Genomic DNA, 17,928 nt, shown 5'->3' on the forward strand with positions numbered 1-17,928 from the left:
TATTAGCTCCGGTTTCCCGGAGTTATCCCCAACTACAGGGCAGGTTGCCCACGTGTTACTCACCCGTCCGCCGCTAACCTTAAGGAGCAAGCTCCTTAAGGTCCGCTCGACTTGCATGTATTAGGCACGCCGCCAGCGTTCGTCCTGAGCCAGGATCAAACTCTCCATAAAAGAGAAAATTTGATTAGCTCAAATTTCTTGCTGGCATCAATTATGATGTCCAAATTGTGTTTCTCAACTTAATGAGAAACTTTATTTCATTAACGTTTTGTTGTTCAGTTTTCAAAGTTCATTTTTGCTTGTTTTAAGCGACTTTTTATATCTTATCAGATTGTCATCATTTCTGTCAACACCTTTTTTCGATATATTATTTCAACCTATCAAAGTGACAGGAGTTTTATTATATCAAGATATATTTCCGTTTGTCAACTACATTAATAAGTTCTAGTTAGTAGCCTTAATTAATGCATAATGTTTTTTCGACAACTACGTAATAATAACAATATTATCTTAATACGTCAACACTAAAATAAATTATATTTGTTTCCTAACTATTATTATGTAGAAAAAATAAAAAAACAGACATTACTTCATATAAAGTAATCCCTGTTTTCTTAATTATCACTTATAGATTATTAGATTACATAACTAAGTGGTTACTATCTTATAGACAGATCGCGCTCTCGTTGTGGTGCGTTATCTATTGCACCTTCTTCTATTATAGGTTCTGCAATGCGTTTCGACAGTTGTCTTTCGAAAAACGGAAGAGCCGGTTGTATGATGTAACCAGAAAATAATGCGATGATCACCGTTCCGAAACCGATTGGACCACCAAGTATCCATCCTATTACCGCAGCAAATGTCTCCATTAAAAAGCGTGCTAGACGAATCGAGCCGCCGAACTTTTCAACAATGATCATCATAATTGTGTCACGCGGACCTGCTCCTAACTTTGGTGCAATATACATTGCGCAACCAATTCCCATAACCACAACACCCATTAAAAAATAAAGAATATCAAAAACTAGTAATTTAGAATTTGGTAATAGCCACGTAAAGAAATCAATAAATGTCCCGCAAAGGAGCATATTGAACCATGTTGCCATTTTCGGCCATTCCTTTAAATAGAGTGAAGTTGTAATAATAATGAATAAACCTGTAATAATCGTCCATGAACCAATTGTTAATCCAAGCTGTTTGAATAACCCGATATGCAGTACATCCCAGGGACTTACTCCCATTGATTTTCCTTCAATGATCATAGAAATACCTAATGACATAATTGCCAATCCTACGAAGAAAAATAGCCATTTCCACTTTAATGTTCTACTCAATTTAAAAGCCTTCTTTCTCTATATCCTCTATCAATCTGTTAATTTAGAAAATCTCCCTTTTGTAACACGTATTAATTCGTTCGGGCTAAGTTTCATTTGCATCCCTATTTTCCCTGCACTTACTACCATATAGTCGAGGTTACTTGCAGATTCATCAATAAATGTTGGAAAGAGCTTTTTCATTCCAACAGGAGAACACCCTCCCCGGATATAGCCAGTCGTTGCTAATAAATCTTTCACAGGTAGCATTTCGATTTTCTTTTCACCGACCGCTTTTGCACCAGCCTTTAAATTTAATTCTCCAGCAACCGGAATGACAAACACAAAAAACTTTCCTGTTCCAGCTGTTGTTACTAGCGTTTTAAAGACATGCGTTACGGGATAACCTACTTTTGCAGCCACTGTCACCCCATCAATTTGATTATCCTGTACATCATATTCCATCAACTTATATTCAACTCGGTGTTGATCTAGCAATCGAACTGCATTTGTTTTTGGTAATTTTTGTTTCGCCAATTTGATCACAACCTTATACATTTCATATCATTGTATAGTCATCATAGCAGATTTTAATGAAGAACATAATAAAACTCCTAGCAATATGCTAAGAGTTGTTAGGCAATAAGTGAAAATTGCGATTGATTTAATTGGAATCCGTTCTGCGCCATTTGCATGTGATAACTGTATGTGGATACGGCTTTCTGGAATGCTTTCTTTGCAAGAAGGCCTTCCAAATCTGCTTCAAAGGACTTGCTATCTTTTAAATCGCGATTGAAGCTTTTTAAAAATCGTTCAGGTATTTCAAAATCAAAGCGTTCATTTCCAAACAGCTCGTCCTCTTCACTGCTAGCAATTTGTGATTTGGCTTCTTGAATTTGATGCGCACCACTTTCAACATGGTGAAAATCCTGAAGTGTCGTATGGTCATGCCCAATGTTATTGAATACTGGGTGTGGAAGGAAGTTTGGACTATTCTGTATATTATCATTGTAATCTTGTTCAGACAGTGTTATAGCTTGTAACTCATCATCTAGTAGGGTTAAAAGATTTTCTTCGTTTAAGTCTTTCTCTGATTTTCCATTTAATAAATTTTCCAACACTTCAAGCATAGGGTTTTTCTTTTGAGTAAACGTAGCGTGCTTTTTGTAGGCGTCGTTCATTTCTCTTCGTAGCATGGCACGTTTTCGTTCTTCAAAATTAACATTACTTTCATTTAATAGACTTATCATTCTCAACCAAATCACCCCCACTTCAATTTACGCAAATAAATTTACATATATCGTAAAATTTTCGAATAATTTTTACAACTATTTAATTTTAAAAAACAAAAAACTGTGCAAAGCTATTCGCCTTTTGCACAGTTTTTCCATTTTTTAAGAATTATAACGGTTATCGTCTAAAATCGTTTCAGCAATATTTACGGCATGGTCACCAATACGTTCAAGGTTACTAATGATGTCCGCATAAATAATTCCTGCTGATCCTGAACATTCCCCTTTATTTAAACGATAAATATGACGTTTTCGTAATACACGTTCCAATTCATCGATTCGGTTTTCTTTCGTTACTACGTCTTTTGCAAAGTCTTTACTTTGTTTATCTAAAGCCATAATCGCCACACTTACTGCATCTAGAACTAAATCATACATTTCCTTTAGTTCATTCATTGCTTCATCACTAAATTTCACTCGATTTGCTTCACGCGATTGAATTAACTCGACTAAATTTTCAAAGTGATCTCCCACTCGTTCGATATCACGTATATTTTCTAAAAGTGAATGATGAACTTTTGAATCGTTGCCAGATAGTGACTCTTTTGATAACTCAACTAAATATTCTGTCGTTACACGGTCTAGATTATTAATTGCTTCTTCTAATTGTTCTGTAATGCCTACATGCTTAGTATTACCTGTAAGTAAAAATTCCATTGATTCTTGAAGACCATTTACAGCGAATTCACCCATTCGAACAACTTCTTGTTTTGCTTGTCCGAGCGCAATAGAAGGTGATTGCTCAATTAATGTTTTATCTAAATGTTTTGGTCCGTATTCAATGATACGATCTTCACCCGGTACAATTTTTGTTACAATGTATGCTAATAATCCAACAAAAGGAAGCTGAATTAATGTATTGATTACATTAAACGTTCCGTGTGCAAAGGCTATTTGCATTTTTTCTTCTAACCCTAATACACCACTTATCCACTCTACATAGTTTGTAAATAGTGGAAGAATTAACAAAAAGATAACTGTCCCAATAACGTTAAACAACACGTGAGAAGCAGCTGCACGTCGAGCTGCAATCGATGCCCCTAATGATGCTAAAATAGCAGTAATCGTTGTTCCTATATTATCACCAAATAATACTGGTAAAGCTCCGCCTAACGGAATCAATCCTTCTGAATATAATCCCTGTAGAATCCCGACTGTTGCGGATGAAGATTGTACAACTAATGTAAATAATGTCCCGGCGATTACACCAAGTATTGGATGGTCACTGAAGCCTACTGTTAGATCAATAAATGCTTCCCAATCGCGCAATGGTTTCATTCCATCGCCCATCATTTCTAACCCGATGAATAACCCTGCAAACCCGAATAAAATTTGACCGATGTTTTGAATCGAGTTCTTTTTAAAGAAGAATAACAGTACTGCACCAAGCGCCATAATTGGATATGAATAAGCACCTACATCAAACCCAATAATAAAGGCTGTTACAGTCGTCCCAATATTCGCACCCATGATTACACCGATTGCTTGGCGTAAATTCATGAAGCCTGCACTTACAAGTCCCACAGTAATAACGGTAGTCCCAGAACTTGACTGGATTAATACGGTTACGACAATCCCGACTAATACACCCATCAATGGATTGGTCGTAAATCTATCTAAAATCTCACGAAGTCGGTCACCTGCCGCTTTTTGCAGACCGTCCCCCATAAATTTAATGGCAAAAAGGAATAAACCTAAACCACCTAAAAACTCGAATAGCATCGTCTGCCAATCCATAATTGATATTCCATCCTTTCGATAACTTCGACACTATTATTCATAATTCAACAAAGAAAGTAAATATCATTACAAAATTGAAATATAATATTTACAAAACCTTTACAATTGATTAATAATTTGTTCATTAATTTGATATTGCAATAATAATGAAGCTATATAATTAAAAGTTTCAAGACTTTTTATTAAGAGCATTCCTCTATTATTTCATATAAAAAGTATGCCCTTACAAAAGTAAAATAACTCTAACTTATTTACTTAGCTTTATAAACTGTAACTGCCTTCTACCTATGCTATATTTATTGTTATGGAAATAGAAAGGATGTTTATTATGGCAAAAAGCTTAGTGCTCGCTGAAAAGCCATCTGTAGCACGAGATATTGCAAATGTTTTGAAATGTAATAAAAAAGGAAATGGTTTTCTTGAAGGAGATCAGTATATTGTCACTTGGGCATTAGGTCATCTAGTGACATTAGCAGACCCCGAAAGTTATGATGTGAAATATAAAACATGGAGCCTTGAAGATTTACCCATGTTACCAGAAAGATTAAAACTTACTGTTATTAAACAATCTGGAAAACAATTCAATGCTGTGAAGTCTCAAATTTTACGTGGGGACGTTTCAGATATTATTATCGCAACGGATGCTGGTCGTGAAGGTGAACTTGTTGCTCGTTGGATCATTGAAAAAGCAAAAGTAAAGAAACCGATTAAACGATTATGGATTTCATCAGTAACCGACAAAGCGATTAAAGATGGCTTCAAAAATTTAAAGCCTGGAAAAGCATATGAAAACTTATACGCTTCTGCCGTTGCTCGATCGGAGGCAGACTGGTATATCGGCTTAAATGCAACCCGCGCACTTACTACTCGTTTTAATGCACAGTTAAACTGTGGTCGTGTGCAAACACCAACTGTGGCGATTATTGCCGGGCGTGAAGATGAAATTAAAAACTTCAAAGCTCAAACTTATTACGGAATTGAAGCACAAACTGCTGATAATCTAAAACTTACTTGGCAAGATGCACAAGGAAATTCGCATAGCTTTAATAAGGATAAAATTGATACTATTGTAAAAAAATTGGGAGTTACCAATGCGGTTGTAACAGAAATCGAACGGAAAGCAAAAAAATCGTTTGCACCTGGTCTTTACGATTTAACTGAACTGCAACGTGATGCGAATAAGCTGTTTGGCTATTCTGCGAAAGAAACGTTAAACATTATGCAAAAATTGTACGAGCAACATAAAGTATTAACGTATCCTCGAACAGATTCACGTTTTCTTTCCAGTGATATCGTTGCCACATTACCAGAACGATTGAAAGCTTGTGGCATTGGTGAATATCGTCAATTGGCAAACAAAGTATTAACAAAACCAATCAAGGCGAATAAATCCTTTGTCGATGATAGCAAGGTAAGTGATCATCACGCCATCATTCCAACTGAAGGCTATGTGAACTTCTCTGCTTTTAATGATAAAGAACGGAAAATTTACGATTTAGTTGTAAAACGATTCTTAGCTGTGCTGTTCCCTGCCTTCGAGTATGAGCAACTAACATTACGCGCGAAAATTGGCGATGAGCAATTTGTCGCTCGCGGAAAGACGATTTTAGTAAGTGGCTGGAAAGAAGTATATGAACATCGATATGACGATGAAGATGCAGGCGATGATTTGAAAGAACAAATTTTACCGCGCATCGAAAAAGGGCAAACATTAAATGTGAAGCTAATCGCACAAACTTCTGGTCAAACAAAACCGCCCGCACGCTTTACGGAAGCAACGTTACTTTCTGCAATGGAAAACCCTGTGAAATATATGGAGACGCAAAACAAACAACTTGCGGAAACATTAAAATCTACAGGTGGTCTAGGAACTGTTGCAACTCGCGCAGATATTATCGATAAATTGTTTAATTCATTCTTAATTGAAAAACGCGGTGGTAAAGAAATCTATATTACGTCAAAAGGGCGTCAATTATTAGATTTAGTACCAGAAGAATTAAAATCCCCTACCCTTACTGCCGAGTGGGAAATGAAGCTTGAGCAAATTGCAAAAGGGAAACTGAAAAAAGAAGTGTTCATTTCTGAAATGAAAAACTATACGAAAGAAATTGTTTCAGAAATCAAGTCTAGTAATAAAAAATATAAACACGACAACATCTCCACAAAGTCTTGTCCTGACTGTGGAAAACCGATGCTTGAAGTGAACGGCAAAAAAGGAAAAATGCTCGTTTGCCAAGACCGCGAATGTGGCCATCGAAAAAATGTCTCTCGTGTAACCAACGCCCGTTGCCCACAATGCCATAAAAAACTTGAGTTACGTGGTGAAGGTGATGGTCAAATCTTCGTATGTAAATGTGGCTATCGCGAAAAACTCTCCGCCTTCGAAGCTCGACGCAAAAAAGATGGCGGCGGAAAAGTCGATAAACGCAGTGTGCAAAAATATCTTAAACAACAAAATAAAGAAGATGAACCAATTAACAATGCTCTAGCTGATGCTTTAAAAGGACTCAAATTCGATTAGGTTACTTTTTATTTTGCGACGAGCAACCGCTATAGCGCAGGAGCACAATACTGATGAACCAATAAATAACGCACTAGCTGAGGCTTTAAAAGGTTTGAAATTCGAGAAATAGTACCTAATGTTAATCCTGTGAGCAAACATTCTCTTTGTAGATTGTTTGCTCTTTTTGCTATTTATCCCGCATTAACGCGCCGTAAGACTCCCGCCTCAAGACTTAAGTAAGATGAAAAGGATAGGCGTGAGATTAACGGCACGTAAAAGCCCGATTGGTTCAACTAACAATCAGTGGGGAATGAGGAAAACCCCACTGATTGAAGTTTCACTTTATTGGAGTAGGAATTTGATTTCATTTTATCGGTTTAGTTACAATGAAAGCGTATTCATATAGCTTTTGAGGGAGGATTAACAATGAGTAGATTAGAAGGTAAAGTTGCTGTCATCACTGGTGGAGCTCGCGGCATGGGGGCGGCCCATGTAAGAAAATTCGTTGAAGAAGGTGCAAAAGTCGTATTCACTGACTTAAACGAAGAAGGTGGACGAGCTTTAGCACAAGAATTAGGTGAGAACGCAGTCTTTATTAAACACGATGTTACAAACGCTGCTGATTGGGATACTGTTATTACTGAAACAGAAAGCAAGTTTGGTCCGGTCAACATATTGGTTAATAATGCTGGGATCAGTATGAGTAAACCATTTCTTGAAATGTCAGAAGAAGAATACCGTAAAATCGTAGACATTAACCAAGTATCTGTATTCCTTGGGATGAAAGCCGTTGCTCCATCTATGCGAAAAACTGGAAATGGTTCCATTGTCAACATTTCCTCAATAAACGGTTTAGTTGGCGGTGCAGTTGGTTATACAGATACAAAATTCGCTGTACGTGGAATGACAAAAGCAGCTGCACTTCAATTAGCACATTTAGGAATTCGTGTTAATTCCGTACACCCGGGTGTAATCGAAACGCCAATGGTAACAGAAGGTGATGCTGTGGAGATGATTAAAGAATTCGCAAAGCATATCCCTCTTAGAAGAGTTGCTCAATCCGAGGAAGTATCTAATCTTGTCCTTTTCCTAGCTTCAGATGAATCCAGCTATTCAACAGGCTCTGAGTTTGTAATTGATGGTGGATTGACTGCAATGTAATATGTGAGACTGATATAAATGAACACTTAGCATTACCATCCCCCAAATTGTTGATTTGGGGGATTTAATTTTATCAAGTCTAATATTTTTGAAGACGTACCATAGCGATCATCCCGAGAATTGGACCTATTGCTAGGCTGGTAAAGACAAATTGCCATCCAATCAGTTTTTCTAGCTCGGTAATTAAATTAATCGAAATGATCGTAATTACATAACCAACTGCCATTTGAAATGCTAAAGCTGTCCCAACGGTATGATCTTGCGCAAATTCCGTTATAATAGCAGAAAACTGCCCTGAATCCGCAATAACAGATGCTCCCCAAATCAGAGCTAATAGTACAGTTAGCCAAATAGAACGCTGCAATGTTAAACCAATTAAGATCGCGCAAGTTGCACTAATCGCCATTGCATAAATGGTCAATTTTGTTTTGCCAATTCGCTCAGCAACATATCCCCCAATAATTGAACCTACTCCCCCTGCAATCCCAATAATGAAAAACGCTAAAATACTACTCATTGCTAATGACATAGAAGAATGGCTTTTAGTGATCGCCACACCTAAAAATAGTGGCATCCATGTCCACATCGCATATAACTCCCACATATGTCCGAAATAACCGTAGTTGGCTAGCATTACGGGTTTATTGGAAATTACCTCTTTAAATATCTTGAAAGAAACCTCTGTAGTGTGCGCTATCTTTCTTGGTTCCGAAACAAAGAATAACATAATTAAACTAGCAAATAGTGCAAGGATTGAACTAGATATGATAACGATTTGCCATTCAATTTGTTGAAAGAAAAATCGAATTAAATGCGGCATCGCAGATCCTACTGTTAATGCTGCAATCGAAACACCAATCGCAAATCCCCGTTGCTTCTCATAGGCGGTAGAAATCAGTTTAACTGCTGTTGGATAAATTCCTGCTAAAGCGATACCTGTAAGTAACCTCAATAAGATTGCAATGTTCGCACTAGAGGTAATGATTAATAATACATTCATCCCCGCACCAAAAAGACCTGCCCATATAAAGATTTTTCTACTACTGTACCTATCTTGTAAACCCAATAATGAACTACCGAATGCCCCAATAATAAAGCCGATTTGAACAGCAACTGTCATACTAGAGCTTTGCCAAACAGTTAGGTCCCAATATCGTACTAAGCTTTCAATCACTGCCGATGCACTGAACCATAAGCTCATCGCAAATAACTCAGCTACACTAATAAATAGCAATAGCCTCCAGTAACGCATACAAACCATCCCCCGCAGAATGTATTTTATACCATCATAGAGGAACTTATTTCCAATAACAAACGAACTTGACTTAACTAAATCAATTTCGAATTATGAAGACCTTTTCGACCGATATTCCCACGGCTTTGGAATGGTATACTCTCTTGTTTTATTCATCGATTTCGATTACCAATGTGTCAAATAAGTGTTTATCCACATAAAGTAAAATTGCCCATTCCCCTTCTTTCGGTATTTTTACAGATGATGGGGCATGTGCATCGGCGCCATTGTTTTTCCCTCCCAATTGAAGGCTCCAACCAGTCGTTAATATTTGGTGTACCTCGTTTGTTTCTCTATGGAGCCCTACTACCGTTAATGACCCTAGCGCTTCAACACCCCACAGATGCCACATCCACTTCTGCCCATTAAGACTTGGCATATTGGCACCAATGATTCCTGACTTATTTTCGTTTCCGACCATATTGGAATTTTCGAACTCAACTGCTTTCTGCTCCCAATCAATAGAAGTAAAATCACTTTCTTTAACAAATTCCGGGACGTCTTCAGATAGGACAATGGATGTTTCTTTTTCTGTACACCCTACAACCAAAAGCAATAAACAGATTAAGAGCAATAATTTGATTTTCACGTTTACCATCCCCTTTTATCCTGCATTAACGCGCCGTAAGACTCCCGCCTCAAGACTTAAGTAAGATGAAAAGGATAGGCGGGAGATTAACGGCACGTAAAAGCCCGATTGGTTCAACTAACAATCAGTGAGGGATGAGGAAAACCCCCACTGATTGAAGTTTCACTTTATCAATTAGACGGTTAACACTTTTCAATAGTTACAAAAAAACAGGCAAAGTCTTATTTCGACGATGCCTGCTTTATTGATTAAACTAGTTGTTTTTCAGAAGAAATCGTATGAAGAATTTCGCCTAAGCGTTTAATTCCTTCTTCAATGATTTCTGGTGAAGAGTTTGTATAATTTAATCGTAATGTATTTACATTTGTTTTACTTGTATAGAATGGGTCACCAGGTACGAAGGCTACTTTTACTTCCATTGCTTTTTCGAAAAATTCCAGTGCTGATGTTCCTTCTTCTAACGTTACCCAAATGAACATCCCGCCATCAGGTTTTGTATACTTGATCGTCGAAGGGAAATATTTTGCCATCGCTTCTAACATCGTATTTGCTTGCTCTTGATATAACGCGATGATTTTTGACACATGGGCGTCTAAATCGTTATTTACAAGATAATCATGCACAACAATTTGTGAAAAGATATTTGTGTGTAAATCGGTTGCTTGTTTTGCCGTATTAATATGATGCAATAATTCTTTGTTTTTCGTAATAATAAACCCTAGACGCATACCAGGTGTAACTATTTTAGAAAACGAGCCTAGTACCACTGAATTTTCTAGACGTCCTGCACCGATATATGGTAATAATTCTCCGTTCCAACGTAAATCGCCGTATGGATCATCTTCAATTAATACTACATCATAATCTTTTACAACGTCATAAATGGCTTCACGTTTTTCCTTTGAATACGTAATGCCCGTTGGATTATGGAAGTTTGGAACGACGTAAATAAATTTAATGTTTGGATTTGATTGTAATGTATTTTTTAATTGTTCAACATTTAAGCCGTCCTCTTCTAATGGCACGGTATAGAAATTTGGTTCAGACATCGTGAATGCTTGGATGGCGCCTAAATAACCTGGCTCTTCCATCACAACACCATCCCCTTTGTCTAAAAGAACCTTTGAAATAATTTCAAGGGCTTGTTGAGAACCTGTTGTAATTAAAATATCTTCTGGGGCAATATCTAGTCCATAGCTTTTGTTATATTTTGCTGCGATATATTGGCGTAAAGGTAAATACCCTTCTGTCGTAGAATATTGGAATAATTTTGCACCATTTTCTTCAATTGCGTGATTAATCGATTTTTGCATTTCATCAATCGGGAAAGAAATTGGATTTGGTAAACCTCCAGCAAACGAAATGACATCCGGTGCATCTGTCACCTTTAAAATATTTCGAATGAATGATGATGGAGTGTTTAAAATTTTGTCAGAATACTTCATTACATTTTCCCTCTTTTTCGCATAGTTGCTGAATCGATATAGTCAATCGAAATCAGTGTTACACGATTTTATCAGATAATTTAAAAAATTTCAAAGAGATTTTTAATTTAATAGGAGAAAATAAAGAGAGACGATTTTGTAATGGTCGTATAATTTCTCTTAAAGCAACTTATCTATCACGCTTTTGCTATTATTCTTCTAAACTTTTGTGATTAAGAAAAAAATTTATTAAAACACCAAAAGAGTGGTATTTATTCAGTAGTTAATTCATTTTCTGTTACCCACTTATGATTGGTTACGACTTCTCCAGTTGTTGATGTATAGTCCACCATATAAACCGTTGTTTCTTCAGCGGAGTCGATTGTAGCAGTGGCACCCTTCATTCCATCCATATGATCCGCATTTAATACTACTTCTGCGCCTTTTTCAAATGGTTCTGTTCCTGCTTGGTCAATTTCTTCATGAATTACCCATTTATGATTTGTTACAGGATCTCCCCCATTAACCGGTGTGTAGGAAACCGCATAAACCGTAGTGGAAAAAGCGCCAACAATTGTTGCTTCTGCTCCATCCATTCCTTCCATATGGTCTGCATGCATCATCGCTTTCGTACCTACTGGAAATGTTGGGTTTTCGGCATTCTTTAATCCTTCTGGAAGCTCTCCTGACCCAGAATGATCCATACCAGAATGTGCTGAGTGATCCGTAGTTTCCTCAGCATGGCCTGTGTGTTCCTCAGTTTGGACAACTTCCTTTGACTCTTCCGCGCAAGCAGCCAAGGACATAGCCGCAAAGACAGTTAGAAATCCCATTAATAATTTTTTCATTTTATTCCTCCAAAGTGAATTTATACGACTTTATAGTATCAAAAAAATTAGGGAAATATGTGCAAAAAAATAAAAATATCCAACTAGCAAGAAGGACTAATTGGACATTCTTATAATTATTTTGTTGCTAACTCACTTTCTTTTAACCATAAGTGATTTTTTACTGTTTCACCTAGTGAATTTGTGTAATCGACAATGTATACCGTTGTCTCTTCTACAGTATCAATTGTACCTGAAGCACCTTTCATTCCTGGCAAATGATCTGCCTCGACGATTACTTCTGTTCCTTGGTCAAGGGTTGCATCATCTACTCCTTGGATTTCCCCTTCAACAAACCATTTATGATTTTCTTCTAAAGGATCACCATTTGTTGGAACGTAGGAAACAGAATAAACTGTTGTGTCATAGGCTGCTACAATTGTTGCCTCTGCCCCTTCCATCCCATCTGTGTGACTTGCGTTGACCGTTGCTTTACTACCTACTGGGAATTTCGGATTTTCCGCTTCTTTTAGTCCCTCAGGTAGTTCCATTTCGGAAGAGTGACTAGCGTGTTCCTCACCTTCATCTTCCTCAGTCATTTGTTCATCTGTCTCTTGCGTATTGTTTGTTACGTCATTACCCTTCTCAGCTGAATCACCATCTGTTGTTGTGTCATTTGAAGAACACGCCGCAAGCATAGCAGCCAAAACTACTGACATTGCCATTAAAAACAATTTGTTACCCATTGTCATCCTCCTAGATGTGTTTGAACATGTTGTATATTGTAAGGATTCAACTTAAGGTAACTTTCTATTCATTTTTTTGCACATATTAATTAAAAGAGAAAGTACTTTCCAAAATATCTTATTTCAATTTCACGCGTTGTAGTCGTAAAGCATTTAATACAACCGAAACCGAACTAAAAGCCATTGCAGCTCCTGCTAACCAAGGAGCAAGGAAACCTGCTGCCGCAATTGGAATGCCTAACGTATTGTAGCCAAATGCCCAAAATAGGTTTTGTTTAATATTTTTCATTGTTTTGTGACTCATTATAATAGCGTCTGCAATACTATTTAAATCACCGCGTATTAACGTAATGTCCGCTGCTTCCATTGCAACATCTGTCCCTGTACCGATTGCCATCCCGATATCGGCAACGGCTAATGCAGGCGCATCATTAATACCGTCTCCAACCATTGCCACTTTTTTGCCAGCAGCTTGTAGTTTTTTTACTTCTTCTGCCTTTCCTTCTGGCAACACTTCTGCAATGACATGTTGGATTCCTACTTGTTCTCCAATTGCTTTCGCTGTACGTTCATTATCTCCGGTCATCATAATTACTTCGATGCCCATTCCTTGAAGGCGCGCGATTGCCTGTTTTGATGTTTCTTTTATTGTATCTGCAACTGCTACTAAGCCCGCGTAGTTACCATCTATACTAGCAAGCATCGCTGTTTTTCCGTTTGCCTCTAGTTGCTCCATAATGGATAAAACATTTGTAATTTCAATTTGATATTTATTCATTAATTTACGGGTACCAACTAAAATTTCTTTCCCGTTTACAATGGCTTTGACACCGTAGCCGGGAATTGCTTCAAATGTTTCAACAGTCCCAAGTTCAATTGCCTGCTCATTAATTCCTAGAACGATGCTTTGTGCAAGAGGATGTTCGGATTGTTTCTCAGCAGCACCAATGAGTGATAAAAACTCGTTTTCATTAACGCGATCTACAACGATCACATCTGTTAATACTGGCTTACCATTTGTAACTGTTCCTGTTTTATCGACAACGACTGTATTAATGTGGTGTGTTTGCTCGAGATGCTCTCCACCTTTAAATAATATCCCCATTTCAGCTGCACGACCTGAACCTGCCATTATTGAAGTTGGTGTAGCAAGGCCTAGCGCACAAGGACAAGCAATAACGAGAACTGCAATTAACGCTTCTAGGGCAGGGGCGAACTCACCTGGTTTCACAATGACAATCCATACAATAAACGTTAATAATGCAATTCCAATAACAATTGGTACAAAGATTCCTGATATTTTATCGGCCAGACGTTGAATTGGAGCTTTGGAACCTTGTGCATCTTCTACCACTTTAATGATTTGAGCTAAAGCCGTGTCTCGACCGACTTTCGTTGCTTTCATTTTAATAAAACCATTTTTATTCATTGTTGACCCAAAGACTTCGGTACCAGGTACTTTATCCACAGGAATGCTTTCGCCTGTTAACATAGATTCATCGACTGCTGAATTACCTTCTAGCACTTCACCATCAACGGGAATTTTCTCACCAGGTTTTACTAAAATCACATCGCCCATCACAACTTCTTCTAGAGGAATTTCTTTTTCTACTCCATCACGAACTACTAAAGCCGTTTTTGCTTGAAGACCCATTAACTTCTTAATCGCCTCAGAAGAACGTCCTTTTGCTTTTGCTTCGAAAAATTTGCCTAATAAAATAAGTGTGATCAAAACCGCGCTTGTTTCAAAGTAAAGTTCTGGCATATGATGCTGTTGACCATTTGTAATAATGGCTTGGTAAACACTGTAGAAGTATGCTGCTGATGTCCCTAACACAACAAGAACGTCCATATTCGCGCTTTTATTGCGTATTGCTTTAAATGCACTGACGTAAAATGACCAACCAATAATAAATTGAACCGGTGTCGCTAAAGTCATTTGCACCCATGGATTCATTAACAGATCCGGCACATACAAGAAGGATGTAAATGAGAAGTGCCCGACCATCGTCCATAAAAGAGGTAATGCAAAAATAGCGGAAATAATAAACTTACGGAATTGTTTTTTTATCGCTAGCTCACGGTGATCCGTAGCCTTTTGATTGTCTTCTTTAATATGTGCCCCATACCCTAGCTTCTCAACACGACTGATAATGTCTGCTACCGAAACTTGAGATGGATTATATTCAACGGTTGCATTTTCCAGGGCTAAATTTACATTTGCCAACGTTACGCCTTCCATTTTGTTTAGGCCTTTTTCGATTCGAGTAGCACAAGCTGCACAGGTCATTCCAGTAATCGTAAATTCCTTCTTCTCTTTGACAACACCGTAACCAAGGGCTTCAATTTTCTTTTCAAAATCTTGTACCGTCACTTTTTGTGGATCGAATTTAATAGTCGATTTTTCTAAGGCAAGGTTAACATTCGCCTCTTCTACACCCTCCATTTTGTTTAATCCCTTTTCAATTCGATTCGAACATGCAGCACAAGTCATTCCTGAAATTTGAAGACTAGTTTCTTTTATTTCACTACTCATGTAACTCACCTCTCGTTTATATACCTTCACGGGGTATATTTTAGATATGAAAGAGAGTGCTAATACTAGCACCCAGTTCGATAATATAAGTGGATATGGAAAATCCCGACAATAATTACTCTACATCATAACCTTGGTCATCAATTGCTTCTTTAATTTGGTCCACTGTTACTTTGTCTTGATCGAATACAACGTCTACTTGACCAGCTTCTAAATTCACTTTCACTTGTTCAACGCCTGCTAATGCACCAACACTACCTTCTACTGCTTTTACACAATGCCCACAAGACATACCTTTTACGTTTAACGTTACGTTTTCCACCATTCATTTCTCCTTTAATGTTTAGTTTTATACGATATAGGGGTATACTCTTTTGAAAAAAATATACGTTTATTTCCTCATTAATTTTTGAATCGTAACAAGTAGTTCGTCAAGTACTTCCTCATCACCTTCTGCAAGTCGATCTACTACACAACCCCTTAAGTGTCCTTGAAGTAAAACTTTGGCCACACTATTTAAAGCAGATTGAGTTGCAGCAAGTTGGGTAATAATATCATCACAATACTCATCACGTTCCACCATTCCTTTAATGCCGCGAATTTGACCTTCGATACGATTGAGTCGATTCGTTAAATCCTTCTTTACATGTTCTGGATGGTGACTTTTTCTGCAATGCTCTGAATTTTGTACTTCTTCATTCATGTTATCCAGTTTACTCGACCTCCATTCTTCATACTTAGTATATGGTACCCCCATATGGTATGTCAACTAAAAAAGAAAATAAAAAAATCCCGAAGTTTGTTTACCATAAAATGTGCTTACTTCGGGATTAGCATTATAGAGAGGAAAGTCTATTTATAACTTTTACCCGTCACAAATTATTAGAATTTAAGCATTGGAATGTTATTGTCTCAGACCGTTTTTGCAATGACTGAATTTTAATTAATATGCTATAAACCATTGCAAGGAAGATCAAACTTGTAGCGATCGCAATGATGGAACAGATATTCATAAACTGTATCATTTCGTGAATAGGACCTGTACTTTGAAACATGACCACAAACCCTGAAATCTGACCATTTTCAAAATAATGCGCACTTGCAATATAAGGTACGTCTTTCCAATTATCGATAACAAGTTGATCTTTTTTCGTATCAAGACCTTGAACTAAAGGTAGATTATTATTAAGTACTTTTATATTTTCAGCATTGTTTAATACATATCCATTAAGATTTGTAATAAATATTTCTTGTTCCTTATTCTCTGCAATTAACTGATGGATTTTTATTGGTGAATACTTTTCAATCAGTGCATCTCGATGCTCTGCGCCACTAGCCATTAAACTTTCGAACTCGTTTAGGATTTTTTGATTCACCATTTGACGATGTAAATAAACCATGAAGACGATTTCCAACATGAATATCCCTACGAAGGAATAGATGAAGATCTTTGGTGTACTTTGATTCATCCGTATGATCCCCCTTCTTTATGTAGTATGAGCAAAAACTTTAAGAAGTTGTAACGAATATTATTTTGACTTCTATTCTTGTAAGAATTATATTTTTTGAAAAGAACAAATACATTGATATTAAGGGGGTGAATAGGATGTTTGATTTTATCATAGAGCAAGAACCTATTGTACAAGTCATCATGGTGACATTATTTACATGGGGCATGACCGCGCTAGGTGCAGCATTAGTTTTCACAACGAGGACCTTTAACCAAAAGTTTTTAGACGCGATGTTAGGGTTTGCTGGCGGGGTTATGATTGCGGCAAGTTTTTGGTCCTTACTGTCTCCCGCACTTGAGATGGCTGAAGGTGGGCGTTTTCCAGCATGGGTCCCAGTTGCGATTGGTTTTTTGCTAGGTGGTGAATTTCTATTTGCCATTGATAAATTGCTTCCACATCTGCATCCAAATGCACCTATGAAATCTGCTGAAGGAATTCGACCTAAAAAGAGAAAACGAAGTACTTTATTGGTGTTAGCAATTACGTTACATAATATACCTGAAGGACTTGCCATTGGGGTTTCATTTGGCGCTGTTGCAATCGGTTCACCTTCTGCTTCATTAGCAGGTGCACTTGCTTTAGCGATTGGGATTGGCATTCAAAACATTCCAGAAGGAGCAGCCGTTTCAATGCCGCTTTTAAGAGATGGATTTTCACGTAAAAAAAGTTTCTTATTTGGACAGTTTTCAGGAATGGTGGAGCCGGTTTCAGCAATTATTGGTTTCCTCGCTGTCGCATATATCGAGCCACTATTACCCTTTGCCCTTGCATTTGCAGCCGGTGCTATGATCTTTGTTGTGGCGGAAGAGGTTATTCCAAGCTCCCAAGAAGAAGGTAATAAAGACTTAGCCGTTATGAGTTTAATGGTCGGATTTACGATTATGATGATTTTAGATGTGGCTTTAGGATAAAAAAAGCGTCTTCCATGATGTTGGAGACGCTTTTTCGTTGTGTTGTTGTTATTTTACGAGCGAGTTTGCATTGTTTACGTG

At 37.4% G+C, this 17,928-nt stretch carries 16 protein-coding genes and 1 rRNA gene; 3 read left to right on the forward strand and 14 right to left on the reverse strand.

Annotation, left to right across the window (positions count from 1 at the left end; translation table 11 throughout):
- The 5 genes from EK386_RS13420 to EK386_RS13440 all read right to left on the reverse strand — a co-directional run.
- Nucleotides 1–171 (reverse strand): 16S ribosomal RNA (locus EK386_RS13420); the annotation flags it as partial.
- 488 nt (nt 172–659) lie between these two features.
- Complete coding sequence (locus tag EK386_RS13425; protein WP_126659692.1) at nt 660–1,334, reverse strand: YczE/YyaS/YitT family protein; 675 nt, start codon at nt 1,332–1,334, stop codon at nt 660–662.
- A gap of 30 nt (nt 1,335–1,364) precedes the next feature.
- On the reverse strand, nt 1,365–1,850 hold the full coding sequence (gene ybaK, locus EK386_RS13430; protein ID WP_126659693.1) for a Cys-tRNA(Pro) deacylase: 486 nt from the start codon (nt 1,848–1,850) through the stop codon (nt 1,365–1,367).
- Nucleotides 1,851–1,948: 98 nt separating this feature from the next.
- Nucleotides 1,949–2,569, reverse strand: coding sequence for a hypothetical protein (locus tag EK386_RS13435; protein ID WP_126659694.1), 621 nt, complete (start codon nt 2,567–2,569; stop codon nt 1,949–1,951).
- A 138-nt stretch (nt 2,570–2,707) separates the two neighbouring features.
- Nucleotides 2,708–4,342 carry a Na/Pi cotransporter family protein gene (locus EK386_RS13440; protein ID WP_246027669.1) on the reverse strand — a complete coding sequence of 545 codons (1,635 nt, stop codon included), beginning with the start codon at nt 4,340–4,342 and terminating at the stop codon, nt 2,708–2,710.
- Between the two features lie 331 nt (nt 4,343–4,673).
- Here EK386_RS13440 and EK386_RS13445 point away from each other — a divergent pair, with 331 nt between their 5' ends.
- Nucleotides 4,674–6,866: a DNA topoisomerase III gene (locus EK386_RS13445; protein WP_126659695.1), complete on the forward strand. Its 2,193-nt coding sequence runs from the start codon at nt 4,674–4,676 to the stop codon at nt 6,864–6,866.
- A 408-nt stretch (nt 6,867–7,274) separates the two neighbouring features.
- A complete protein-coding gene (locus EK386_RS13450; protein ID WP_126659696.1) occupies nt 7,275–8,009 on the forward strand; it encodes a glucose 1-dehydrogenase in 735 nt (244 codons plus the stop codon).
- 79 nt (nt 8,010–8,088) lie between these two features.
- Here EK386_RS13450 and EK386_RS13455 read toward each other — a convergent pair whose 3' ends face one another.
- From EK386_RS13455 to EK386_RS13495, 9 genes are all read right to left on the reverse strand, one after another.
- Nucleotides 8,089–9,261, reverse strand: coding sequence for an MFS transporter (locus EK386_RS13455; protein WP_126659697.1), 1,173 nt, complete (start codon nt 9,259–9,261; stop codon nt 8,089–8,091).
- A 151-nt stretch (nt 9,262–9,412) separates the two neighbouring features.
- Entirely contained in the window at nt 9,413–9,901 is a 489-nt protein-coding gene (locus tag EK386_RS13460; RefSeq protein ID WP_179966041.1) for a DUF4871 domain-containing protein, read from the reverse strand.
- 239 nt (nt 9,902–10,140) lie between these two features.
- Nucleotides 10,141–11,337: an aminotransferase-like domain-containing protein gene (locus EK386_RS13465; RefSeq protein ID WP_126659698.1), complete on the reverse strand. Its 1,197-nt coding sequence runs from the start codon at nt 11,335–11,337 to the stop codon at nt 10,141–10,143.
- A 251-nt stretch (nt 11,338–11,588) separates the two neighbouring features.
- Nucleotides 11,589–12,164, reverse strand: coding sequence for a YdhK family protein (locus tag EK386_RS13470; protein WP_126659699.1), 576 nt, complete (start codon nt 12,162–12,164; stop codon nt 11,589–11,591).
- Nucleotides 12,165–12,280: 116 nt separating this feature from the next.
- Nucleotides 12,281–12,889 (reverse strand): YdhK family protein, encoded by a 609-nt coding sequence (locus EK386_RS13475; RefSeq protein ID WP_126659700.1) that lies wholly within the window; start codon nt 12,887–12,889, stop codon nt 12,281–12,283.
- A gap of 118 nt (nt 12,890–13,007) precedes the next feature.
- Nucleotides 13,008–15,425 carry a heavy metal translocating P-type ATPase gene (locus EK386_RS13480; RefSeq protein WP_126659701.1) on the reverse strand — a complete coding sequence of 806 codons (2,418 nt, stop codon included), beginning with the start codon at nt 15,423–15,425 and terminating at the stop codon, nt 13,008–13,010.
- Nucleotides 15,426–15,540: 115 nt separating this feature from the next.
- Complete coding sequence (gene copZ, locus EK386_RS13485; RefSeq protein WP_126659756.1) at nt 15,541–15,747, reverse strand: copper chaperone CopZ; 207 nt, start codon at nt 15,745–15,747, stop codon at nt 15,541–15,543.
- A 69-nt stretch (nt 15,748–15,816) separates the two neighbouring features.
- A complete protein-coding gene (locus tag EK386_RS13490) occupies nt 15,817–16,128 on the reverse strand; it encodes a metal-sensitive transcriptional regulator (protein WP_126659757.1) in 312 nt (103 codons plus the stop codon).
- Nucleotides 16,129–16,297: 169 nt separating this feature from the next.
- Nucleotides 16,298–16,894 carry a hypothetical protein gene (locus EK386_RS13495; RefSeq protein ID WP_126659702.1) on the reverse strand — a complete coding sequence of 199 codons (597 nt, stop codon included), beginning with the start codon at nt 16,892–16,894 and terminating at the stop codon, nt 16,298–16,300.
- A 137-nt stretch (nt 16,895–17,031) separates the two neighbouring features.
- Here EK386_RS13495 and EK386_RS13500 point away from each other — a divergent pair, with 137 nt between their 5' ends.
- Nucleotides 17,032–17,847: a ZIP family metal transporter gene (locus EK386_RS13500; RefSeq protein ID WP_126659703.1), complete on the forward strand. Its 816-nt coding sequence runs from the start codon at nt 17,032–17,034 to the stop codon at nt 17,845–17,847.
- Nucleotides 17,848–17,928 lie beyond the last annotated feature (81 nt).

Origin of the sequence: Lysinibacillus antri, from assembly GCF_003977595.1 — a bacterium.
Lineage (GTDB): Bacteria > Bacillota > Bacilli > Bacillales_A > Planococcaceae > Ureibacillus > Ureibacillus antri.